General features: G+C 65.2%; 23 protein-coding genes, 2 tRNA genes and 1 other RNA gene. 12 read left to right on the top strand and 14 right to left on the bottom strand.

Annotation, left to right across the window (positions count from 1 at the left end; all coding sequences use genetic code 11):
• Positions 1-127: 127 nt before the first annotated feature.
• From AC1DBN_RS00130 to AC1DBN_RS00120, 3 genes are all read left to right on the top strand, one after another.
• A complete protein-coding gene (locus AC1DBN_RS00130; protein WP_091720825.1) occupies positions 128-1216 on the top strand; it encodes a LacI family DNA-binding transcriptional regulator in 1089 nt (362 codons plus the stop codon).
• Positions 1216-1992, top strand: a complete 777-nt coding sequence (locus AC1DBN_RS00125; RefSeq protein WP_091720828.1) for an alpha/beta hydrolase — start codon at positions 1216-1218, stop codon at positions 1990-1992. The genes AC1DBN_RS00130 and AC1DBN_RS00125 overlap by 1 nt, the downstream gene beginning before the upstream one ends.
• Positions 1993-2055: 63 nt before the next feature.
• The gene (locus AC1DBN_RS00120; RefSeq protein ID WP_091720830.1) at positions 2056-2769 is read left to right on the top strand and encodes a DNA alkylation repair protein; all 714 of its coding nucleotides are present in this window, start codon (positions 2056-2058) and stop codon (positions 2767-2769) included.
• Here AC1DBN_RS00120 and mptB read toward each other — a convergent pair.
• Positions 2766-4322: a polyprenol phosphomannose-dependent alpha 1,6 mannosyltransferase MptB gene (gene mptB / locus AC1DBN_RS00115; RefSeq protein ID WP_390896651.1), complete on the bottom strand. Its 1557-nt coding sequence runs from the start codon at positions 4320-4322 to the stop codon at positions 2766-2768. The two genes, AC1DBN_RS00120 and mptB, sit on opposite strands and share 4 nt — an antisense overlap.
• Positions 4323-4477: 155 nt before the next feature.
• Between mptB and orn the strand changes: the two genes are divergently transcribed.
• From orn to def, 3 genes are all read left to right on the top strand, one after another.
• Complete coding sequence (gene orn, locus AC1DBN_RS00110; RefSeq protein WP_091720837.1) at positions 4478-5098, top strand: oligoribonuclease; 621 nt, start codon at positions 4478-4480, stop codon at positions 5096-5098.
• 134 nt (positions 5099-5232) lie between these two features.
• Positions 5233-5305: transfer RNA gene (locus tag AC1DBN_RS00105), tRNA-His, on the top strand.
• Between the two features lie 136 nt (positions 5306-5441).
• Positions 5442-6014, top strand: coding sequence for a peptide deformylase (gene def, locus AC1DBN_RS00100; RefSeq protein WP_091720840.1), 573 nt, complete (start codon positions 5442-5444; stop codon positions 6012-6014).
• A 17-nt stretch (positions 6015-6031) separates the two neighbouring features.
• On the opposite strand, the gene AC1DBN_RS00095 is transcribed toward def, so the two are convergent.
• From AC1DBN_RS00095 to rnpB, 5 genes are all read right to left on the bottom strand, one after another.
• Positions 6032-6829 (bottom strand): HNH endonuclease family protein, encoded by a 798-nt coding sequence (locus AC1DBN_RS00095; protein ID WP_091720843.1) that lies wholly within the window; start codon positions 6827-6829, stop codon positions 6032-6034.
• Between the two features lie 114 nt (positions 6830-6943).
• Positions 6944-7153, bottom strand: a complete 210-nt coding sequence (locus AC1DBN_RS00090) for a hypothetical protein (protein WP_477722401.1) — start codon at positions 7151-7153, stop codon at positions 6944-6946.
• Positions 7154-7228: 75 nt separating this feature from the next.
• Positions 7229-8707, bottom strand: a complete 1479-nt coding sequence (locus AC1DBN_RS00085; RefSeq protein WP_477722400.1) for a glyceraldehyde-3-phosphate dehydrogenase — start codon at positions 8705-8707, stop codon at positions 7229-7231.
• 239 nt (positions 8708-8946) lie between these two features.
• On the bottom strand, positions 8947-9489 hold the full coding sequence (locus AC1DBN_RS00080; protein ID WP_314213411.1) for a TspO/MBR family protein: 543 nt from the start codon (positions 9487-9489) through the stop codon (positions 8947-8949).
• Between the two features lie 44 nt (positions 9490-9533).
• An RNA gene (gene rnpB, locus AC1DBN_RS00075) (RNase P RNA component class A) lies at positions 9534-9919 on the bottom strand.
• Positions 9920-9975: 56 nt separating this feature from the next.
• Here rnpB and AC1DBN_RS00070 point away from each other — a divergent pair.
• Complete coding sequence (locus AC1DBN_RS00070; protein ID WP_314213412.1) at positions 9976-10740, top strand: YaaA family protein; 765 nt, start codon at positions 9976-9978, stop codon at positions 10738-10740.
• A gap of 74 nt (positions 10741-10814) precedes the next feature.
• Here AC1DBN_RS00070 and AC1DBN_RS00065 read toward each other — a convergent pair whose 3' ends face one another.
• Positions 10815-11552 carry a zinc ribbon domain-containing protein gene (locus AC1DBN_RS00065; protein WP_056079856.1) on the bottom strand — a complete coding sequence of 246 codons (738 nt, stop codon included), beginning with the start codon at positions 11550-11552 and terminating at the stop codon, positions 10815-10817.
• A gap of 113 nt (positions 11553-11665) precedes the next feature.
• A complete protein-coding gene (locus tag AC1DBN_RS00060; protein ID WP_477722399.1) occupies positions 11666-12589 on the bottom strand; it encodes a Nif3-like dinuclear metal center hexameric protein in 924 nt (307 codons plus the stop codon).
• 101 nt (positions 12590-12690) lie between these two features.
• On the opposite strand from AC1DBN_RS00060, the gene msrA reads away from it, so the two are divergent.
• The 3 genes from msrA (at position 12691) to epsC (ending at position 14839) form a co-directional block, all read left to right on the top strand.
• Complete coding sequence (msrA, locus tag AC1DBN_RS00055) at positions 12691-13215, top strand: peptide-methionine (S)-S-oxide reductase MsrA (RefSeq protein WP_091720857.1); 525 nt, start codon at positions 12691-12693, stop codon at positions 13213-13215.
• Between the two features lie 64 nt (positions 13216-13279).
• Complete coding sequence (gene cysK / locus AC1DBN_RS00050; RefSeq protein WP_091720858.1) at positions 13280-14215, top strand: cysteine synthase A; 936 nt, start codon at positions 13280-13282, stop codon at positions 14213-14215.
• A 39-nt stretch (positions 14216-14254) separates the two neighbouring features.
• The gene (gene epsC, locus AC1DBN_RS00045; RefSeq protein ID WP_091720860.1) at positions 14255-14839 is read left to right on the top strand and encodes a serine O-acetyltransferase EpsC; all 585 of its coding nucleotides are present in this window, start codon (positions 14255-14257) and stop codon (positions 14837-14839) included.
• Positions 14840-14955: 116 nt separating this feature from the next.
• Here the strand turns inward: epsC and gndA are convergent, their stop codons facing one another.
• Positions 14956-16392, bottom strand: coding sequence for an NADP-dependent phosphogluconate dehydrogenase (gene gndA, locus AC1DBN_RS00040; RefSeq protein WP_377202158.1), 1437 nt, complete (start codon positions 16390-16392; stop codon positions 14956-14958).
• A 204-nt stretch (positions 16393-16596) separates the two neighbouring features.
• On the opposite strand from gndA, the gene AC1DBN_RS00035 reads away from it, so the two are divergent.
• The gene (locus tag AC1DBN_RS00035) at positions 16597-17322 is read left to right on the top strand and encodes a FadR/GntR family transcriptional regulator (RefSeq protein ID WP_477722398.1); all 726 of its coding nucleotides are present in this window, start codon (positions 16597-16599) and stop codon (positions 17320-17322) included.
• Between the two features lie 184 nt (positions 17323-17506).
• Here the strand turns inward: AC1DBN_RS00035 and AC1DBN_RS00030 are convergent, their stop codons facing one another.
• From AC1DBN_RS00030 to AC1DBN_RS00010, 5 genes are all read right to left on the bottom strand, one after another.
• On the bottom strand, positions 17507-17797 hold the full coding sequence (locus tag AC1DBN_RS00030) for a hypothetical protein (RefSeq protein ID WP_477722397.1): 291 nt from the start codon (positions 17795-17797) through the stop codon (positions 17507-17509).
• A gap of 124 nt (positions 17798-17921) precedes the next feature.
• A tRNA-Val gene (locus tag AC1DBN_RS00025) sits at positions 17922-17994 on the bottom strand.
• Positions 17995-18109: 115 nt separating this feature from the next.
• A complete protein-coding gene (locus AC1DBN_RS00020) occupies positions 18110-18985 on the bottom strand; it encodes a Sir2 family NAD-dependent protein deacetylase (RefSeq protein ID WP_477722396.1) in 876 nt (291 codons plus the stop codon).
• 50 nt (positions 18986-19035) lie between these two features.
• Positions 19036-19524 (bottom strand): peroxiredoxin, encoded by a 489-nt coding sequence (locus AC1DBN_RS00015; protein WP_477722395.1) that lies wholly within the window; start codon positions 19522-19524, stop codon positions 19036-19038.
• The gene (locus tag AC1DBN_RS00010; protein ID WP_091723998.1) at positions 19521-19940 is read right to left on the bottom strand and encodes a DUF3052 domain-containing protein; all 420 of its coding nucleotides are present in this window, start codon (positions 19938-19940) and stop codon (positions 19521-19523) included. Before AC1DBN_RS00010 ends, AC1DBN_RS00015 begins: the two co-directional genes overlap by 4 nt.
• Positions 19941-20252: 312 nt before the next feature.
• Here AC1DBN_RS00010 and aceE point away from each other — a divergent pair.
• Positions 20253-22036 (top strand): pyruvate dehydrogenase (acetyl-transferring), homodimeric type (gene aceE / locus AC1DBN_RS00005; RefSeq protein ID WP_477722394.1); only part of this gene is annotated, 1784 nt, incomplete at its 3' end.

The raw sequence follows: 22036 nt of genomic DNA, 5'->3' as shown, positions 1-22036 counted from the left end.
TGGGAAAGCGCATTCCCACTGAATCCATCATGCACCGCTCCCGCCGGAGTTGGCAAGCGCTTTCCGGAAGAACTTTCAACTGCCATAATGTGGTGACCGTTATCTTCCCCGACGTCCAGGAGCTGCTGTGGCTGCTAGTACCCTCACCGAGGTGGCCCGGCTCGCCGGGGTGTCTCCCGCCACCGCCTCCCGCGTCCTCAACGGCTCCGCGCGCAAGCCCGGCAAGGACATCGCCGAGCGGGTCCGCCAGGCGGCAGATTCTTTGGGCTACATTCCCAACGCGCAGGCACAGGGACTGGCGAAGTCGAGTTCCGGCCTGATCGGCCTGATTGTCCACGACATCGCGGACCCCTACTTCGCGGCAATTGCCAGGGGCGTCCAGGAGGCTGCCCGCGAACAGCGCCGGATGGTGCTGCTGGCCACCACGGGCGGGGCGCCCGGGGAAGAAAAGGAAGCAGTTGCCGCCTTCGCTGCCCGGCGCGCCGACTCGATCGTGATCGCCGGCTCGCGCTCGTCGCGGGCTGAGGACGGGGACGAAAACGCGGAACTGGCCGCGGAGCTGGACCGCTACTGCCGCAACGGAGGGCAGGTTGCTGTGGTGGGACACCCTGTCGTGGGCGCCGCAGCCCCGGAGGGCTACCACGTGGTGTCGGTCCCCAACCAGGAACTTGCCGCAGACCTTGCCGTGGAACTGGCCGCGGGGTGGGACGGCGACTTCGTCATCATCGGCGGCCCGGAAGGGCTCTTCACCTCCGATGACCGGATCCGCGGCTTCCAGGAAGGGCTCAGCCGGGCCGGCCGCGGCCCCGCCGAGGTACTGCGGAACTCCTTCAACCGGTCCGGAGGATACGAGGCCGGCCTCAAGCTGGCGGCACGGATCAAGGCCGGCGGAACCGGCGGGAGCGGCCGGCCGGCCGGCAACGGGCTGGGTATTTTCGCTGTCAATGACGTCATGGCCATCGGTGCGGCCGCCGCCTTGCGCGCAGAAGGGCTACGCATCCCGCGCGACGCACGGATCGCAGGCTTCGATGACATCGAGACCCTGCGCGATTTCAGGCCTGCGCTTTCCACGGTCAGCCTGCCGCTGGAGGAGATTGGGCGGCTCGCCACCAGGGCCACTGCACCACCAACGGCCGACGGCGACGACCAGGATTCCGCACCGCTTCCGGTGACCGGCAGAGTCATGCTGCGCCGCAGCACGGAGGCCACGGACTGATGGCGCCGAACGGCCTGACCTCAGTTCCCGCCCGTTGCTCCGGTGGCGGGTTGCGGCCCGCCGTCCTGGTCCTGCCCGGCGGCGGCTATGCGCGCCAGGCCGACCATGAGGCCGAACCCGTGGCCGAATGGCTCGCCTCGCTGGGTATTCACGCCTTTGTCCTGCGCTACCGGGTAGCCCCACACCGGCACCCCGCTCCCCTGCGGGATGCCAAGGAAGCCTTGCTGTACATACGCGGCGGCGCCCATGGCCTGGCGGTGGATCCCGAACGGGTCGGGGTGCTGGGATTCTCGGCGGGCGGCCACCTCGCTGCCACACTGTCCACGGCGGTTTCCACGGGAGACCCGGCCCTCGATGTGCCCGGCTCCGTCCCCGACCTGGCAGTGCTGTGCTACCCCGTGGTCTCGTTGACCCGGGACGTGCACCAGGGGTCGGTCGACAACCTCGTGGGCGACGCACCGTCCCCGGCCCTGCTCTCGGCCCTTTCCGCGGACCGTCAGGTGACCTCCCAGACCCCGCCGGCTTTCCTGTGGCACACGGCCGACGATGAAGCCGTGCCCGTCAGCCACAGCCTGGGCTACGCGCAGGCGCTTTTCGACGCCGGCGTGCCCGCGGAACTCCATGTCTTCCCGCATGGCCGGCACGGCATCGGCCTGGCAGCCGGAGCACCGGGCGCCGAGGAGTGGCCTGCACTGTGCGCGGCGTGGCTGGAGCGCGCCGGCTGGACGTTCGCCGGCCAGTCAGCCGCCCCCGAACCTGCAACAGCGGCGCCCTGACCGGTTACCGGGGATGTGGAGGTGATGGCTGCGGTGGTCCGGCGCGCTGGCTAAGGTTGCCTCATGGAAAGCCCAGCAACTTCCAACCCCGAGGTGCTCGCTGCAATCCGGTCTGAGCTGCGGGAACATGCCGATCCCGCGCGTGCAGCGGGCGCCCAGGCGTACATGAGGTCAAGCCTTCCCTCGCTGGGAGTCCGGGTGCCGGAAGTTCGCCGGATCGCGAAGGACGCGGCTGCCGCGGCGCCGTTCCGGTCCGGGGAGGAACTGCGTGCCACCGTCCTCGATCTGTGGCGCCACTCCGAGGTGCGCGAGGAGCGGTACGCCGCCATTGATTTGACCGCGAACAGGATGGTTTCCCGGGACCTGCACATGCTGCCGGTCTACGAGGAAATCATCCGTACCGGCGCCTGGTGGGACTTCGTGGATGGCGTTTCGGGGCGTATCTGCGGCCTCCTTCAGGCCCACCGTGAGGAAATGACTGCAGTGCTGCGCGCCTGGAGCACCGATGAAAACTTCTGGTTCAGGCGGGCCTCCATCATCGCCCAGCTGAAGGCCAAGGCCGCCACGGACACCACCTTGCTGGCCGCGGTCATCGAACCAAACCTGGGAGACGGAGAATTTTTCGTCCGGAAAGCCATCGGATGGGCACTGCGGGAGTACGCCAAAACCTCACCGGACTGGGTGGCGGCCTTCGTGGCTAAGCACTCGGCCGTTATCAGCCCCCTGTCGCGGCGGGAAGCGCTGCGACGGCTCAACGGCCGGGCTGCGGGCCGCTAGATCACCGGACGTTCAACAACCAGGTCACCGGACTTGCGGAACAGCCGTTTCGTCGAGGGATCCCAGAAGATCAGGTAGAGGCCGAACAGCAGGCCTGTGACAGCGGCCGCGACCCGGGCCAGGGTCAGCGCGAAGCCCAGGTCATCGGCCTGGAGGTACGGGAAGACTTCAAGCTGGTCCGAGATGGCGTAGATCATGAAGAAAGACACCACAAAGTAGAGAGCCTTAACCTGCCAGTCGTTGCGGATGCCGGTGACGGCGAAGAGCGGAATGAGCCACACCACGTACCAGGACTGGATGATGGGGGCCAGCAGTACGATGGCAGCGAATCCGAGCGTAAGCCGCCGCATCAGCCGGTCGTAGTCGCCCCGCAGGATCAGCCAGGCCACGATGCCCACCGCGAGGAGCTTTCCGGCGTCGAACACCCACCCTGCGAAGACACTGCCGTCCAGGCCAAACGAATTGGCCAGCGAGGCCACGATCATCCCGATCAGGCCCACCGGGGCGTACCAGATGGCAATGCTGCCGGGGGCCGAGAGCCCGTTGATCCATCCGAACCCGAATCCGTTCACCAGGCCCATCAGAACCAGGAGGCCCAGGCTGATGCCGGCCGTCAGCGCCCAGAACGAAAACTTGCGGAGCCAGCCGGCATTCTGCCCGGCCCAGAGCAGCCCGATGAAGGGAAGGAAGACAATCGTGATGGGCTTGACCGCGATGGACAGCGTTACCAGGACAATGCCGCGAACCACCCGATGGGTGGCGCAGTAGTACAGGCCGGCGAGGGCCAGGCCGATCATGAGGGAATCATTGTGGACGCTGGCGATGAAGTTGGTCAGGAACAGCGGGTTCGCCGCCGTCAGCCAGAGCGCCCGGTGCGGGTTGACGCCGTGCAGTTCGGCCAGCTTAGGCACGTAGATGACGCACAGCACCACCCCTGCCACCGCCACCAGCCGGAACAGCATCACGCTGGCTTCGGGCTGGACATTGGTGGACCAGACCACGAACTGCTCGATCCACAGGAACAGCTGGCCGTAGGGAACCGGCGCTTCGGTCCACATTTTGTCGGCGCCCAGCTGGAAGTAGTTGGACAGGGAGGAGATGCCGTTCTCGTAGGGGTTGAACCCCTCGACCATGAGGCGGCCCTGGCCGATGTAGGCATAAACGTCCCGGCTGAACAGCGGGACGCAGACCACCATCGGCAGGCCCCATGCCAGGATCGCCTTGAGCGTGGCGCTGCGCGCCTGGGGTCCCCACACGTGGACTTTCTGGCCCAGCCGCAGCCAGGCCCGCACCAGAAGCATGCCGCCCACTGCCAGCAGGATGATGGACAGTGCTACCCCGGCTGCCTCGGCGCGCATCCAGATGAACAGCGGCATCCTGCGCAGTTCGGAAACGGGCGCCAGCCAGCCGACCCCCAGGGATCCAGCCAGCATAAACATGGAGCCAACGAAGCCTGCAAGGATCGGGGACCGGGGATCGTCCATCTCGGCACCGCCGCTGACGGCCGGGGCGGCGGCAGCCATTCCGCCCGCCGCGGGCAAAGGCGCCGTCATATCAGGGTTGTCCAATCTTTGTGCGTTTTCGCAGGCCACGCCCGTCGGCCGAAGGGCCTGTCCGGGGCGCGTTTCCACGCAGCGGGGAGACCCGCCACGTATTCGAAATCCTAGCACCGGCCGGTTGGCAGGAGGTGTAACGGTAGGCTGGTCCGGTGCCTATATCAAACGAAAGAATCGTCTGGATTGACTGCGAAATGACCGGTCTGGACATCAAGAACGACGCCCTGATCGAGGTAGCCGCGCTGGTCACCGACTCCGAGTTGAACATCCTCGGCGAGGGGGTCGACGTCGTCATCAAACCGGATGACGCCGCCGTCGCGCAGATGAACGACTTCGTCCGGGACATGCACACCAAATCCGGACTCCTCAAGGAGCTCCCGGCGGGCAAGACGATGGCCGAGGCAGAAACGGCAGTGATGGAGTACATCGCCGAATGGGTGCCGGAGCCGCGGAAGGCGCCACTGGGCGGCAACTCGGTGGGAACAGACCGGGTCTTCCTGTCCAGGGACATGCCCGCCATCGTGGAGCACCTGCACTACCGGGTGATCGACGTCAGCACCATCAAGGAGCTGTCCCGCCGCTGGTTCGCGCGTGCGTACTTCCAGTCCCCGGCCAAGAAGGGCGGCCACCGCGCCCTGGGTGACATCCGGGACTCCATCGATGAACTCCGCTACTACCGGGACGCAGTCTTCGTACCGGCGCCCGGGCCGGACAGTGCAACGGCGCAGAAGATCGCCCGGCGGATCACCAGCCCGGAAACCGGCCTTCCCTAAAAGTAATCTGCGCCACACTTTCAGGATTTTTCGCTGAAAACGCCGAAAGTGGACAAAGTACCCCCAAAGAGCAGGTAAGCTATTTGAGTTGCCTTTCCAGAGGCCGGGAAGCCGGTCACATTGTGGGGCACATGGTGGGCTTAGCTCAGTTGGCAGAGCGCCTGGTTGTGGTCCAGGAGGTCGCGGGTTCAACCCCCGTAGCTCACCCTCACCGGACGGTATTGCAGCCGTTCAAAGGAGGCCGCATCGGATTATTCCGGTGCGGCCTCCTTTCTTTTTCACCACCTCTTTTGCATCACCGCCCTGCGCCCGCTGCGGGGCCGCAAGCCGAAGGACAGCGAAGATGACCGTTCTGCCCATCACCATCTGGGGCGAACCCGTGCTGCACCGCCGGGCTTCCGAAGTGGAAGTTTTCGACGACGAACTGCGCACCCTGATTGCGGACATGTTTGAGACCAACGATGCCGCCAACGGAGTGGGGCTGGCAGCACCGCAGGTAGGCGTGGGCAAGAGGATCTTCGTCTACAAGTACGCGAACGAGGACGACGCTCCCGCCAGCGGCGTGTTGGTCAACCCGGTGCTCACGCTCTCAAAGATCTCCGGAGCCGCTCCCGACCCCGATGAGGAAGAGGAAGGGTGCCTCTCCTTTCCCGGCGACCAGTATCCGCTCAAGCGCGCCGAGTGGGCACGGGTGGAAGGTCTTGACGGCAACGGCGAGCCCGTGAAGTTCGAGGCCACCGGATGGTTTGCCAGGGTCATCCAGCATGAATACGACCACCTGGACGGCAAACTGTACGTCAACCGCCTGATGGACAGGTATGCCCGCAAGGCCAAGAAGACGGCAAAGAAGAACGGTTGGGGCGTTCCCGGCCTGACCTGGCTGCCCGGCGTGGACCCGGACCCGTTCGGGCACTGACTAACCGGTGACCTGGCTCAGGTTGCCCTGATGGTCTGCTGGCCGGGGCACGATCCCAGGACCCGCTTCATCGCGTCCTTCTCAGCCTCCGTCACCCACAGCCCGTACGCCGCCTTCACGGACACCTGCCGGGCTACGTAGTGGCACCTGATGGACTTGTTCTTCGGAAGCCAGGTGGCGGCGTCGCCCGCGCCCTTTTGCTGGTTGCTCGGGCCGTCTGCAGCGATCAGGTTCAGGGGATCATTCGCCAGGTTCTGCCGCTGGCGCGGCGTCAGTGCCTGGGCGCCCTTCTGCCAGGCGTCCGAGAGGGCCACCACGTGATCGATCTGGACGGCGGCGCTGCTGTCCTGGCCGCGGCGGAACTCGATGGGCTTGCCCGTATAGGGCTCCTGGAAGTGCCCTGCGGAGATGCGGCATTTCGAGCCCTCCGCAAAGACAACGCCGGCCAGGTCCCGGCGAAGGATGTCATTACGCGTGTCGCAGCCGTTGCGGTCAACGTCGAGCCAGGCCTGCCCGAAAGCCTCGCGGGTGTAGTTGTCCTTGCCTGCCCGGCCCTTGACGGGGAGGGCTTCCAACGCATCCGCGGCTGGGCCCTGGGGCACCTCATGGACCGCTGCCACCGGCTTCATCCACGCAGCATCAAATACGGGAGCCGCTGTGGGGCCGTCCGCTGCGGGTGCGGCAATGTCGAATTGCCCCGCGGTAAAGAACCAGCCCAGTAGCCCCAGGGCGGCGACACCGCCCACTATCAACAGTGCCCAGGCCTGCCGGGAACGGCGCCGCGCCCGCCGGTAGGCGGACCAGCTGACGGTCACTGGACTGCAGTTCGGGGGCGGGAGTGGAGCACCCCATGAGCCTAGGTCACAGGAGACCGCCGCCCTTGGATATCCACAGTGTGCAGGACGAGTGAGGGTTTAGCGGCGTGACCGCTACAATTCCCGTGACACCCTCTGGAGGTCTTCCTCGGCAACCGCCAGCAGGCTTTCAAGCTGCTGCACCCGTTCCGCGGTGACGTCACCCGAGGCATGAGCGGCCTTGGCGCCGTCCAGCAACCTGAGCGCTTCCTTGTGATTGGCCTTGGCTACGTCAAATGCGTGTTCCAGCGTGGTTTCGTGCTCAAGTGCCTGATCGTTTTCCATTCCCCAAGTGTGGGCCCCATTCCCGGCTGATTCCAGAGAACCAGCCGGGAATTCACCCAAAAGAAACAGGAAAGATCAGACGGCGATGGCCGCCAGGGCCTTGGCGCTCTCCTTGGCCGGGAAGGACGGCGGGTTTACTCCGGCCATTTCTTCCATGACCCGGACCACCTGGCAGCTGTAGCCGAATTCGTTGTCGTACCAGACGTAGACCACCAGGTTCTTGCTGGTGGAAACGGTGGCGAGGCCGTCAACGATGCCGGCGCGGCGTGAACCGACGAAGTCGGTGGAGACGACTTCAGGGGAATCGATGTAGTCGATCTGCTTGCGCAGTTCCGAGTGCAGCGACATCTCGCGGAGGTAGTTGTTGACCTCATCCTTCGTGGTCCCGTTCTCCAGGGTCAGGTTCAGGATGGCCAGCGATACGTCCGGGGTGGGGACGCGGATGGAGCTGCCGGTGAGCTTGCCGAGCAGCTCGGGCAGGGCCTTGGCAACTGCCTTCGCGGCCCCGGTTTCGGTGATGACCATATTCAGGGCGGCGGACCGGCCCCGGCGGTCGCCCTTGTGGAAGTTGTCGATCAGGTTCTGGTCGTTGGTGAACGAGTGGACCGTCTCAACGTGGCCGTGGATCACGCCGAACTTGTCGTTCAGGGCCTTCAGCACCGGGGTGATGGCGTTCGTGGTGCAGGACGCCGCAGAGACGATCGCGTCCGTGTCCTCGATGGTGCCGTGGTTGATGCCGTGGACGATGTTCTTCAGCTCGCCCTTGCCCGGTGCGGTGAGCAGGACGCGGGCGGCGCCTTTGCTCTGCAGGTGCTGGGACAGTCCCTCGGCGTCGCGCCAGCGGCCGGTGTTGTCCACCACCAGGGCGTTGTTGATGCCGTAGGCGGTGTAGTCGATGGTGGCGGGATCGTTCGAGTAGATGACCTGGATCCGGACGCCGTTGGCCGTGATGGTGTTGGATTCATCGTCCACGCGGATGGTGCCCTCGAAGGAGCCGTGCACGGAGTCGCGGCGCAGCAGGCTGGCGCGCTTCAGCAGGTCGTTGTCGGAGCCGCGGCGGACCACGATGGCCCGGAGGCGCAGGCCGTGGCCGCCTCCGGCTTTTTCGACCAGCAGGCGGGCGAGGAGCCGGCCGATGCGTCCGAACCCATAGAGGACGACGTCGGTGCTGGTGCGGTCGTCGCCGCCCCGCTTGCCCACGACGTCGGCCAGCTCTGCGCGGAGGAACTCTTCAAGGGTGGCGCCGTTGCCCTCTTCCTTGAACTTCTGGTTGAGCCGGGCGATGTCGATGGCCGCGGCGCCGAGCTCCAGCCCGGCAAGGGCGTTCAGCAGGGGTGCGGTCTCCTCCAGGAGGAGTTCGTCCTTGCTCATCCGGCGGGCGAAACGGTGTGCCTTGAGGATGTTCATGGTGGACTTGTTGATCAGGCTCCGGCCATGGATGCTCGTGACCACGTTGTTTTCGCGGTACAGCCGGCCGATCACCGGAATCATGGCCTCGGCGAGGGCCTCGCGGCCCATCCACGTATCAAGACAAGAATCTGACGTCTGGCTCACAGAAATACCTTCCTCGGTTCAGCCGCATACGTCCTCGTGTGCGGTTGTAGGCCACCTGATGATGTCCAGGGGCATCCACGCCTGCGGGGTTCGGCCCCCAGGCGCCTGGATCGTGTGCAAAGAAAAACCGCCGGATGCGAACGCAATTCCAGCGGAAGAACTTCTACGTCCAGAATCCATTCTAATTTGGCACGGCCCGGGGAACAGACCCGCCGGGCGTGAAATCACTCACACGGCGTTCAGTTATGAAGTGCGGCGTAGAGGTTGAGGCTGCAGGAGAAGAGCACCCAGGAGAAGTAGGGCAGCACCAGCAGCCCGGCCACGCCGTTCACCGGGCCAAACCGCAGGATCAGGAACACGAGGCAGCCGGCCAGCCCAGTGAGGACCACCAGCGCGGCCCAAAGCGCCGCCGGGCCCAGCAAGGGGTAAAGGCCGAAGTAGCTCAGCGGCCACGCGGCATTGAGCACCAGCTGGAGCAGGTAGCCGGCCATGGTGCCGCCCGTGAGCGCCCCTTTCCGCCAGACCAGCCAGGCGGCAACGGCGATACTGCCGTACAGCAGGAGCCACATGGAGCGGAACATCCACTGCGGCGGCATCCAGGGCGCCTGCACGGAAGCCGCGAACCAGCCGTGCATGTTCAGCAGGATCGGAACCGTGGCCAATGCCCAGGCCGTGACGGAGAGGGCAAGGAAAGCCATCAGGCCCAGGACCTGCGTGGGCAGGTTACGGGTCTGGGGTCCGGCGGGCGGGCCGGCCGGCTGCGGATCGGTATTTGCGGGCACGGTTCAGGATCCCCAACACATCTTCCAAGGTCAAACCGGTTGTGCGGATGGGACAGCCGGTACGCCGGGTTCTGTTCCCCCGTGCCGTTGCCGTCACGGGGGCGACGGCCATCCATCTACGGATACCGTTGCCGGCACCCTCTAGCGGCCTACCCGGACACTCGGGCGGGCAGCCCTCAAACGTGCCCTGTCTGGCCTTGCTCCGGGTGGGGTTTACCTAGCCTTCCCGGTCACCCGGGAAGCTGGTGGTCTCTTACACCACCGTTTCACCCTTACCTGCCGCTTTCCGAAAACGGAAAGAGCAGGCGGTCTATTCTCTGTGGCACTTGCCTGCGGGTTACCCCGAGTGGGCGTTACCCACCACCCTGCCCTGTGGAGCCCGGACGTTCCTCGAGCCACTTTCGTGACGCGCGGCCGCCTGGCTGTCCCATCCGCTTCCAGTCTACCGGCGCCGGCGGCTGCTGTTGCCGCCGGTAGGATCGGACGGTGCTGATCCTGCTCCCCCCCTCAGAAGGCAAGACCCCCGCGGTCAACGGTGCCGCCGTCGATTGGTCGTCGTTGGGCTTTCCGGACCTCAACCCTGCGCGGGCGAAGGTACTGGAGGCACTGGGAACCGTCAGCGCCCACGAGGACGCCCTCGACCTCCTGGGCGTGGGCGCATCGCTGCGTGACGACGTCGTACGCAATACGCGGCTGCACGCCGAACCGGCGGCCCCTGCGCACCGCATCTACTCGGGCGTCCTCTACGACGCCCTGGGTTACCGGACCTTGACGACGGCCCAGCGGCGCAAGGCTGATGAGTCGGTGCTGGTGGTATCGGCATTGTGGGGCGCCATCCGCTTCGGCGACTCCGTGCCCGCCTACCGGCTGTCCATGGGGACGGCGCTGCCCGACGTCGGACGCCTCGCCACGTTCTGGAAGCCACAGCTTTCCGAGGCCCTCGCCTCCGTCGTGGGAGACCAGCTGCTGGTGGACTGCCGGTCCAGCACCTACGCGGCCGCGTGGGCTCCCCCGGCAGGACAGACGGTGTCCGTGAATGTCTTCACCGAAGCCGGCGGCGTGCGGAAAGTCGTCAGCCACTTCGCCAAGCACACCCGCGGCGAGCTGGCCCGGCACCTGCTCTCGCGCCGCGGCAAAGCGCCCTCAACACCCGCCGGCCTCCTGAAGGCCGCGCAGGAGCGCTGGACTGCGGAGCTCGTTCCCGGGACTGCCCGGAAACCGCATGCGCTGAACATCATCCTGCCGGGCTAAGGCTCCGCTGCCCAACGGCTAGTGCCACGCCCCGGCTGGCCGGGCAGGACGATGCCAGCTGCTGCGTGCCTGGGTCAGGCCCACTCCTCCGAGCGGACCAGGATGGCACCTGAATCGGGGCAGAAAACAATGTCGTCACCGGAAGCGGCGGTGATCTCCGCGAGGTCGCCGGGGCTGAGCTTCATGCCCGAAGCCTCCGAGGTGCCGTGGAAGAGCCGGGCAGCGCCCACCCCGCGCTTGGCCAGGGTCTTCTCATAAATGGCCAGCATCCCGGCGTCCAGTCCGGCGGCGAACTCATTGCGCCTGCCCCGCACGTCTGCAGCTTCCGCATCGACTGCGGCGAGCTCCTTGTCCAGTTCCGCGCGGATGCTGCCGAAAGAGCCCTGGATATCGTCCACGATCTGCTGCTGCGCAGACTGCCGCTCACGGAGTGTGTCCAGGCGTTCCAGGACTTCCAACTCCACGTCCTCGAGGTCCGAACGCCTTCTGTTGAGCGAAGCGATGTCCTTCTGGAGAGCCACCAGGTCCTTGGACAGGCCCGTTCCGCTGTTGAGGCGCGCCTCATCCCGCTCAATGCGGGTGGCCACCTGTTCAACGTCCGCCTCAGCCCGCTTCAACTCGGCTTCGGCGTCGTGCACTGCCACTTTTGCGGCACCGAGTTCGCCGCTGGCCACGGAAAGGGCAGCCTCAAGGTCTTTGATCCGGGGATCGTTTTCCAGCGAGCGGCGGCGGCTGGCCAGGGCTTTGAGCTTTGCATCCAGGCCTTGCAGGTCGAGCAACTTGATCTGTTCCGCCGGTGCTGCCTTCGCCACTGTTACCTCCGCTTGATCCCTCCGGCCGCGGCCGGGCACCGTACCGGCGCTTCCTCGACTCTAGCGCCTGGCCCGCGTCCCTGCCTCGCCGGACCGGACCGGGCCGCACCGGGTCAGCCCGGCGTGAGGATGAAGTCCCAGGGATCGCTGTTGGTGGCACTCACCTGGATTTCGACGTCGTGCCCCTGGTCGGCGAGGACGTTGCCCAGGGCTGCCGCGGCGGCCGGCAGCCAGAGCCATTCGCTGGCGAAGTGGGACACGTCGACGAGGTAGGGGCGTCCGTTCAGCGCAGCTTCCCGCGCCTCCGAAGCGGGGTGGTGCCGAAGGTCGGCCGTGACGTAGACGTCGGCGTTGCTGGCCCGCACTTCGTTGAACAGCGAGTCGCCCGCGCCGCCGCACACAGCGATCCGCCGGACCAGGCCGTCTTTGTCACCGGAGACGCGCACTCCCCCGGCTACGGACGGCAGGATACCGAAGACCCTGGCCGCGAAATCGCCCAGGGTCATGGCGTCCTCGAGGTCCCCGACCCGTCCAATTCCCTCCTCGGGCAGTCCGTTGGCCGCCAGCGTCAGCGGGGCAACGTCCTGGAGGCCCAGCGCGTCGGCCAGCACATCAGACACACCCCCGACGGCGGAATCACCGTTCGTGTGGACCGTCAGCAGGGCGGTTCCGGACTCGATCAGCCGGTGGACCGCCCGGCCTTTGGGAGTCGTGGCCGCGACGGACGTGACGCCTTTAAGAAGCAGCGGATGATGGGTGATCAGGAGTTCTGCGCCCCATTCGACGGCTTCGTCGATCACCTCCAGCGTGGGATCGACGGCGAACATCACCTTGGTGACCAGCGCTGCAGGGTGGCCCGCCACCAGGCCCACCTCGTCCCAGCCTTCGGCCAGAGATTCAGGCCACAGTTCCTCTACCGCGAGCAGCAGGTCGCCGAGGGTGGGAGCCCCGTCCGGCTCGTCGCCGGCCTGCACGGCGAAGGGGGCGTCGCCGTCGTGCTCGTCCGGACCGGTAACGTCGGTGTCCACAGGTTCCATAGTCTTAGTTTTACCCCATCGCCCGGCGGGCGCAGGCATGCCGCCGGTGTGACGCGGGACGCGCGGGGAATCATCCGGCGCTGCCAACCATTGAAGAGGTCATGAAAACTTTTGTTCTTGGCGGAGGCTGCTTCTGGTGCCTCGACGCCGTCTACCAGAAAACAAAGGGTGTCACGGCAGTGGTGTCCGGCTACACGGGCGGCCACGATCCGTACCCTGACTACTACTCCGTCTGCAGCGGCACCACCGGTCACGCCGAAGTGGTGGCCGTGACCTTCGACGAGGAGATCATCCCTGCCGAGGTCATCCTGGATATGTTCTTCGCCCTGCACGACCCCACCACGCTGAACCGCCAGGGCTATGACGTGGGGACCCAGTACCGCTCCTCGATGTTCTACGAAACCACCGAGGAGAAGATCCTGTTCGAAGAAGCCATCGACCGGAACCAGGCCCTGTGGAGCCACCCGATCGTCACAGAGGTCAGCCGCCTCCCCCGGTTCCATGTTGCCGAGGAGTTCCACCAGGACTACTACGGAAAACATCCCGAGCAGGGCTACTGCCAGGTCATCATCAACCCGAAGCTCGCCAAGGCCAGGAAATATTACTCTGCATGGCTTAACGCTTAGCCAGCATTACGCGGCCTCGTTAGGCTGACCTCAGTATTCACCCCTCAGAGATAGGCGTATCTACATGGCACGGATTTATGACGACGTAACGCAGCTGGTAGGCCGCACCCCGCTGGTCAGGCTGAACCGGCTCAGCGAGGGGCTGGGTGCCACCGTTGCCGTAAAGCTTGAGTTCTACAACCCTGCCAACAGCGTGAAGGACCGCATCGGTGTGGCCATCATCGACGCTGCCGAAAAGTCAGGTGCGCTGAAGCCGGGCGGCACCATCGTCGAAGGCACCTCCGGCAACACCGGGATCGCCCTGGCCATGGTGGGTGCAGCCCGCGGCTACAAGGTCATCCTCACCATGCCCGAAACGATGTCCACGGAACGCCGTGTGATGCTCCGCGCCTTCGGTGCCGAAATCGTTCTGACGCCTGGCTCCGAGGGCATGCGCGGTGCGGTGGAAAAGGCCCAGGAAATCGTGGCCAACACCGAAAACTCCATCTGGGCACAGCAGTTCGCCAATGAGGCCAACCCCCAGATCCACCGCGACACCACTGCCGAGGAAATCTGGGCCGACACCGACGGCGACGTGGACATCTTCGTCTCCGGCATCGGCACCGGCGGCACCATCACCGGCGTGGGCCAGGTCCTCAAGGAGCGCAAGCCCGGCGTCCAGATCGTGGCAGTCGAGCCCAAGGACTCCCCCATCCTCAACGGCGGCGCTCCGGGCCCGCACAAGATCCAGGGCCTGGGTGCCAACTTCATTCCCGAACTGCTGGACACCAACGTTTACGACGAGGTGCTGGACGCGACGCTTGAGGACTCCGTCCGGGTTGCCCGCGAACTGGGCGTCAAGGAAGGCATCCTGGGCGGCATCTCGTCCGGTGCAATCGTCTGGGGTGCCCTGGAGTTGGCTAAGCGCCCGGAAAACGCCGGCAAGCTGATTGTTGCCATCGTCTGCGATTTCGGTGAGCGTTACATCTCCACCGTCCTCTATGACGACATCCGCGGCTGATCAGACCGCCCTCCGCCCGTTTCCTGTAGAAAGAAGTTTGTGGGCTTTTTTGCACGACTAAAGGAAGACCTCGACGCCGCCAGGTCGCATGACCCGGCGTCGAGGGGTTCCGTCGAGAACTTTTTCGCCTATTCCGGCCTGCACGCCATATGGATCCACCGGCTGACACACCGCCTGTGGCAGAACCCGGCGCTGCGTTTTCCCGCCCGGCTCATTTCGCAGCTTGGCCGGTTCACCACCGGAATCGAGATCCACCCCGGCGCCACCATCGGCCGCCGGTTCTTTATCGATCACGGCATGGGTGTGGTCATCGGCGAAACCGCCGAGATCGGCGAGGACGTCATGATCTACCATGGCGTCACGCTGGGCGGCCGCTCGCTGGCCCGGATCAAGCGGCACCCAACCATTGGTGACCGCGTGACCATTGGCGCCGGCGCCAAAATCCTCGGCCCCATCACCATCGGCCGGGACAGCGCTGTGGGCGCCAACGCCGTGGTGGTCAAGGACGCTCCGCCGGAGTCGATCGTTACCGGCGTCCCTGCCAAATGGCGGCACCGTGACGCGCAGCGGGAGACCAAACCCGCCGTCGACCCCGCCGAGTACGACATCGAATACCGCATCTGACGCCCGGCCGGGTGCGCCCAGTGAAGCTGGACGCACCACGGCCGGCGGCACGCAAAAGGCGGGCAGTTCCAGGATTCTCCTGGAGCTGCCCGCCTTTTGCGTTGTGTCAGCGGATGCTAGTGGGTGTCTACCGCTTCGATCTCGGACTTGTCTTCGCCCCAGAGCGTGTGGAAGGTGCCCTCGGCGTCCACGCGGCCGTAGGTGTGGGCGCCGAACAGGTCGCGCTGGCCCTGGATGAGGGCGGCAGCGACGCGCTTGCGGCGCAGGCCGTCGTAGTAGGCCAGCGAGGACGAGAACACGGGCACCGGGATGCCGAGCTGCACAGCGGTGGCCACGACGCGGCGCCAGGCAGGCAGTGCGTCGGCGATGGCCTTGGTGAAGGCCGGTGCAAACAGCAGGTTGGCGGGCTTCTCGTCGGCGGCGTAGGCCTTGGTGATGTCCTTGAGGAGTTCCGCGCGGATGATGCAGCCGGCACGCCAGAGCGACGCGATCTCGTCCAGCTTCAGGTCCCAGCCGTATTCCTTGGCCGCGGAGGTCAGCATGTCCAGGCCCTGGGCGTAGGAAACGAGCTTGGAAGCGTAGAGCGCCTGGCGGACGTCTTCGACGAACGTCTCCGGGATTTCAACCGAAACCTCGTTGCCGGCCAACAGTTCCTGGCCGAGCTTGCGCTGGCCCGCCTGCGAGGACAGTGCACGGGCGAAGACGGATTCGGCGATGCCGGATACCGGCGAGCCCAGTTCCAGTGCGGAGATAACGGTCCAGCGGCCGGTACCCTTCTGGCCGGCAGCATCCACCACGACGTCGACGAAGGGCTTGCCGGTCTTGGCGTCCACGTGACCCAGGACCTCAGCGGAGATTTCGATCAGGAAGGAGGACAGGTCGCCCTTGTTCCACTCCGTGAAGATCTTGGACTGTTCGGCGGGCTCGATGCCTGCGCCGGAGCGGAGCAGGTCGAAGGCCTCACCGATAACCTGCATGTCGGCGTACTCAATGCCGTTGTGGACCATCTTGACGAAGTGGCCGGCGCCGTCGGTGCCAACCCAGGCGCAGCAGGGCTCGCCGTCAACCTTGGCAGAGATCTTCTCGAGCAGGGGGCCGAGGGCCTTGTAGGACTCCTTGGAACCGCCGGGCATGATGGACGGGCCGTTCAGCGCGCCTTCCTCGCCGCCGGACACGCCGACGCCCACGAAGTGCAGGTCCTTCTTGGCCAGGGCCGCTTCACGCCGGCGGGTGTCCTCATAGTGCGAGTTGCCCGCGTCAATGATGATGTCGCCCGCTTCGAGAAGCGGCTCAAGCTGCTCGATGACCGAGTCGACCGGCTTGCCGGCCTTGACCATGATCAGCACCCGGCGGGGCTTCTCCAGCGAATCGACGAGCTCCTGCAGGGTCTCGGTGCGGACGAAGTCGCCTTCGGTACCGTACTTTTCCAGCAGGGTGTCCGTCTTTTCCACGGACCGGTTGTGCAGGGCCACGGTGAAGCCGTTGCGGGCCAGGTTGCGGGCCAGGTTGGCGCCCATCACCGCGAGGCCGGTGACACCGATGTGTGCAGACATCAAAACTCCAATTCATTGCGTACGACGGAAAGTGCGGCGGGCCTGCCCCGGGCGGGGTGGCACTGCGCTGATCAAGCTGTCGGAATAAAGCATATATATTCTTTGGGTCACAGGAAAGTAACGCCCATCCAGTGGACCAGACCGGGCCTGCTGCGGTCCATCCCCGGAGCATGGCCGGGCGATGCTGAGCACTAGGCTTACAGCATGACAAGCAGCCTGCACCACCGTGCCATCGAGAATCTTGGCACCCGCATCATCTCGGGTGAGCTGCCCGCAGGCCACCTCATGCTCGCAGAACAGCTCGAAGTTGAGCTGAAGGTTTCCCGCTCGGTGATCCGGGAAGCTGTCCGTGTGCTGCAGTCCCTGGGACTGGTGGAGACCACCAAACGGGTGGGCATCCGTGTCCTGCCCGCCAGCCGGTGGAATCCGTTCGATCCGCAGGTCATCCGCTGGCGGCTGGCAAGCAACGCCCGCGGCGCCCAGCTGCGGTCCCTCGCAGAACTCCGCGCGGCCGTTGAGCCTGTAGCGGCCGAGCTGGCGGCCCAGAACGCTCCCGCGCCGCTGCGCCTGGAATTGGTTGACGTTGCCTACGCCATGCGCGACGCCGGCAACAAGGGTGAGGTGCCCCGCTTCCTTGAGCTCGACATCCACTTCCATTCGCTGCTGCTTTCCGGCTCCGGCAACGAGATGTTCGCGAACCTGATGGGCCAGGTGGCCGAGACGCTGACGGGACGCACGGTCCACGGCCTCATGCCCGACCATCCGCACGAGGCCGCCCTGCAGTGGCACGTGGATGTTGCCGAAGCAATCTCTCGGGGCGACGCAGCCGCTGCCCGCGAGGCATCCGACCACATCATGCGCAGGACGATGTCGCAGATGTCCGATTCCTGGACAGAACAGCCTCGGGTTTTCATCCCGGTAAAGCGCTGAGCCGCACGGGCGGCCTCCGGTTAGCCCTTTCTCCGCTTTCCCGGCGACACACATTCCGGAATGACTTCTTGTTTCCGGAACTTCACTGTATATTCATTTCAGGCCCTCCACCGCGGCATCCCCCAATAGTCGCGGTGGAGGGTTTTCCACTGCCCTGAAGCCCCGCGCTGCCTGTCCTGGCACCTCAAGCGGCGTCCGCCACGGCGTCCCGCAGCCGCCACCCTCCGCCCAGCCCGTCGCGCTCAAGCAGCATGGTGGTCAGCGCTGAGCCTGCGTTGCTTCCCAGGCGTACCTGGACCTGGAGGACCTCTACGTCCACCCTGCTCCGGCCCTTGGGCATCCGGCGGTTGGTCTCCCACCAGTTGACCCGTTCAAACCACCTGACCGGTTCGGCGCCCACCAGCCACTCCCGGCCCCGGCAAACCACAGATGCAGGTACTCCATCGCCGCCGTCGCGGACTATCACGTGTTCCATGCCCTGTACGTTATGGCGAGGGTCTGACACCGCACTCCGGGTGGTCCACGCCGGCACTGTGCCAGGAAAGGGAAAGAAAAAACCCGCCTCGCGTGCTTCAAAAGCATGCGAGGCGGGTTGTTTGTGGGTCCTACCGGGATCGAACCGATGACATCCACGGTGTAAACGTGGCGCTCTACCAGCTGAGCTAAAGACCCTTGCCAATTGGATTGCTTTCGATAAGCCGCAAACCAACGAACATAGACTCTACCCGACAAAGGCGGCTAAACGCGAATCGGGATCTGCGCCCCACCTTCCGGGTATTCCGGCCGGTCAGAGCGGCGGGAGCCGTTCCGCCAACCACATCAATGATTCGCTCACGCCAGCCTCAAGCTTGATGGTGGCTTTGTCGTCCCCGCGGGTCTCGCCGCGGTTGATGATCACCACAGGCTTGCCGTCCTTGGCTGCATGGCGGACAAAACGCAGGCCGCTCATGACAGTCAGGGATGAACCGGCAACCAGCAGGGCCGCTGCCTCATCCACCATCGCATAGGACCGTTCCACACGGTCCTTGGGCACGTTCTCGCCGAAGTACACGAAGTCAGGTTTCAATGTCCCGCCGCACGCCGGGCAGACCGCCACGACGAAACTGCTGATCAGATCCAGGTCCTCCACCGTGGCGTCCGCGTCAGGGGCCATCTCCACAAGGCCTGATTCCTCGGCCTGCTCCAGGAAACCCGGATTGAGTTCACCCAGCATGCCGGCCAGGAGGCCGCGGGAGTAGGTACGGCCGCAATCGAGGCAGACAACCTGGTCATACCTGCCGTGGAGGTCCACCACATTGGTGCTTCCCGCGTCCTCATGGAGTCGGTCCACATTCTGGGTGATGAGGCCCGTCAGGTATCCCCGGCGCTCGAGCTCTGCTGCTGCGAGGTGTCCATGGTTGGGGTCGGCATGGCGGAGGTGGGACCAGCCGATGTGGTTCCGCGCCCAGTACCGCTGCCTGTTGGCCGGGTCCCTGACGAACTCCTGGTACGTCATGGGCGACCGTGGCGGGGACCCCGGACCGCGGTAGTCCGGAATACCGGAATCAGTGCTCAGGCCCGCCCCCGTGAGCAGCGCGAACGGCGCTCCCGACAAGAGGTCGCGGATCAGGCCCAGGGCCTCAAGTTCCCGTCCGGATGGGTGCGCCGGCTCGACGCGCGGCATGCTGGCGAACCCGGTGAGTCCGACCCCATGCCGCGGCTTCTCCACCGCCGTCAGGCCTGTTCCAGCCCGGCCAGTGCTTTGCGGTAGGCAGAAAAGTCACGTGCCTCGCCGCGGGGGTTGACCACCGTGTACCGGATGACGCCGCCGGCGTCGATGATGAACGTGCCACGCTTGGCCATGCCGCTGTCTTCGTCGAAGACACCGTAGGTGCGGGCGACGCCGCCGTGGGGCCAGAAGTCTGCCAGCAGGTCGAAGCTGTAGCCTTCCTGGCCGGCGTAGGCCCGGAGGCTGAACTTGCTGTCGACAGAGACGGCCAGGACGGCGGCATTCGAGTCTTCAAACGAGGCGAGGTTATCCCGGATCTCGCAGAGTTCGCCGGTGCAGATGCCGGAAAAGGCGAACGGGTAGAAGACCAGGACAACGTTCTGGCCGCGGAACGACGACAGCCGGACCGGTTCGCCAAACTGGTTGGAAAGTTCAAAGTCCGGCGCTGGGTCGCCAACCGCCAGCAGGGATGCAGCAGCAAGCGCCTGCGTCACTTGTTCTTCCTGCTGACCAGCCTTGTTGCGCTCCAGTCCTTAGAGACACCGGCCGACGTGGTGACGTGCAGGCCGGCGGTGGGTGCTGCTTCCTGGATGTCGGCAGGCGAGACGTATCCGTCCCGGCCTGACTTCGGCGTCAGGATCCAGACCACGCCGCTTTCGCTGAGGGTGGTCAGCGAGTCCATCAGGCTGTCGACAAGGTCGCCGTCACCGTCACGCCACCAGAAGATGACGGCGTCCGCCACTTCATGGTCATCCTCGTCGAGCATGTCTGCGCCGGTGAGGTCCTCGATGTCGTCACGCAAGTCGAAGTCGACGTCGTCGTCGTAACCGAACTCCTGAATCAGATCCCCAGTTTTGAAACCCAATTTTTCCGCCACATTTACCGAAGTGGCGGCGTCGGCCTCGCTCACGTGTTCCTCCAATACGTTTCATATGCAGTCTGCATAGTGATTTCCATTACTCCCAAGCCAACACCCTTTGTGCCTGCGCTTCAAGCTGGCATACCCGGAATTGCGCATATTCTGCGTCACACCGGGGGTTCCTGCCTGCGTCGCAGCGGCCCTTCGTCACACAACCAGTATGACGGCGAAATACAACTGTCGTGCCCAACCCACGGCTACGCATCGGCTTGCCCCGACGGTTAGAGTGGCTGATGACGACTATGCCTGCAGGACAACAACCTTGTAACTCCGTGCAGACGTAGGAGCTCTAGGAACCCTGCCGTGGCTGCAGGAGAAGATACCTCCCATATCCTCAGCGGGTTGACTGACCAGCTGCCTGATCGTGATCCGGAAGAGACTGCGGAGTGGGTTGAGTCCCTGGATGCGTTGATCCGGGAACAGGGTACCGAGCGTGCCCAGTACATTATGCGGAGCCTGCTGCAGCGTGCGGGCGCGCAGAGTGTCGGGGTGCCGATGGTGACCACCACCGATTACGTGAACACGATCCCCGTGGACCAGGAAGCACCGTTCCCGGGCAACGARGARTACGAGCGCCGGTACCGGGCGTACATGCGGTGGAACGCCGCGGTCATGGTGCACCGGGCGCAGCGGCCCGAGATCGGGGTGGGCGGGCATATCTCCACCTACGCCGGTGCYGCGACCCTGTACGAGGTCGGCTTCAACCACTTCTTCCGCGGCAAGGACGCCCCCGGCGGCGGGGACCAGGTCTTCTTCCAGGGCCACGCCTCCCCCGGCATGTACGCCCGSGCGTTCATGGAAGGCCGCCTSACSGAGGAGGACCTGGACGGGTTCCGGCAGGAAAAGTCCCGGSMSGGCCACGCSCTGTCCTCCTACCCGCACCCGCGCCTGATGCCGGACTTCTGGGAATTCCCCACCGTGTCCATGGGCATCGGCCCGATGAACGCGATCTACCAGGCCCAGTCCAACCGGTACCTGCACAACCGCGGCCTGAAAGACACCTCCGACCAGCAGGTCTGGGCGTTCCTGGGCGACGGCGAAATGGACGAGCCCGAGTCCCGMGGCCTGCTCCAGCTCGCCGCGAACGAGAACCTGGACAACCTGAACTTCGTGATCAACTGCAACCTCCAGCGCCTCGACGGGCCGGTCCGGGGCAACGGGAAGATCATGCAGGAACTCGAAGCGTTCTTCCGCGGCGCGGGCTGGAACGTGATCAAGGTCGTCTGGGGCCGGGAATGGGATGACCTCCTCACCCAGGACACCAACGGGTCCCTGGTGAAGATCATGAACGAAACCCCCGACGGGGACTACCAGACCTACAAGGCCGAATCCGGCGGGTTTGTCCGCGAACACTTTTTCGGCAAGGACCCCGCCACCAAAGACATGGTCGCGGACCTCACCGATGACCAGATCTGGAACCTCAAACGCGGCGGCCACGACTACCGCAAGGTCTACGCAGCCTACAAAGCCGCCACCGAATTCAAGGGCAAACCCACCGTCATCCTCGCCAAAACCGTCAAGGGCTACGGACTCGGACCGCACTTCGAGGGCCGCAACGCGACCCACCAGATGAAGAAGCTGACCCTTGATGACCTGAAGAAGTTCCGCGACCACCTGCGGATCCCGGTCACCGACGAGCAGCTCGAGCAGGACACGTACCGCCCGCCGTACTACCACCCGGGCACGGACGCTCCGGAAATCAAGTACATGATGGAGCGCCGCGCAGCCCTCGGCGGGTCGGTGCCGGAGCGCCGCTCCAAGCACGCCGAGATCGTCCTGCCCGAGGCGAAGACCTACGAGGTAGCCAAGCGCGGATCGGGGAAGCAGCAGGCCGCCACCACCATGGCGTTCGTCAGGCTCCTGAAGGACCTGATGCGGGATAAGAACTTCGGCAAGCACATCGCCCCGATCATCCCGGATGAGGCCCGTACGTTCGGTATGGATGCGTTCTTCCCGACGGCGAAGATCTACAACCCCAAGGGCCAGAACTACCTCTCCGTGGACCGCGACCTCGTCCTGGCCTACAAGGAATCCCCCGCCGGCCAGCTCATCCACCCCGGCATCAACGAAGCCGGCGCCGTGGCAGC

The sequence above is a fragment of the Pseudarthrobacter sp. 10T415 genome, assembly GCF_056394175.1.
This window is presented reverse-complemented; position numbering and strand designations above follow the sequence as displayed.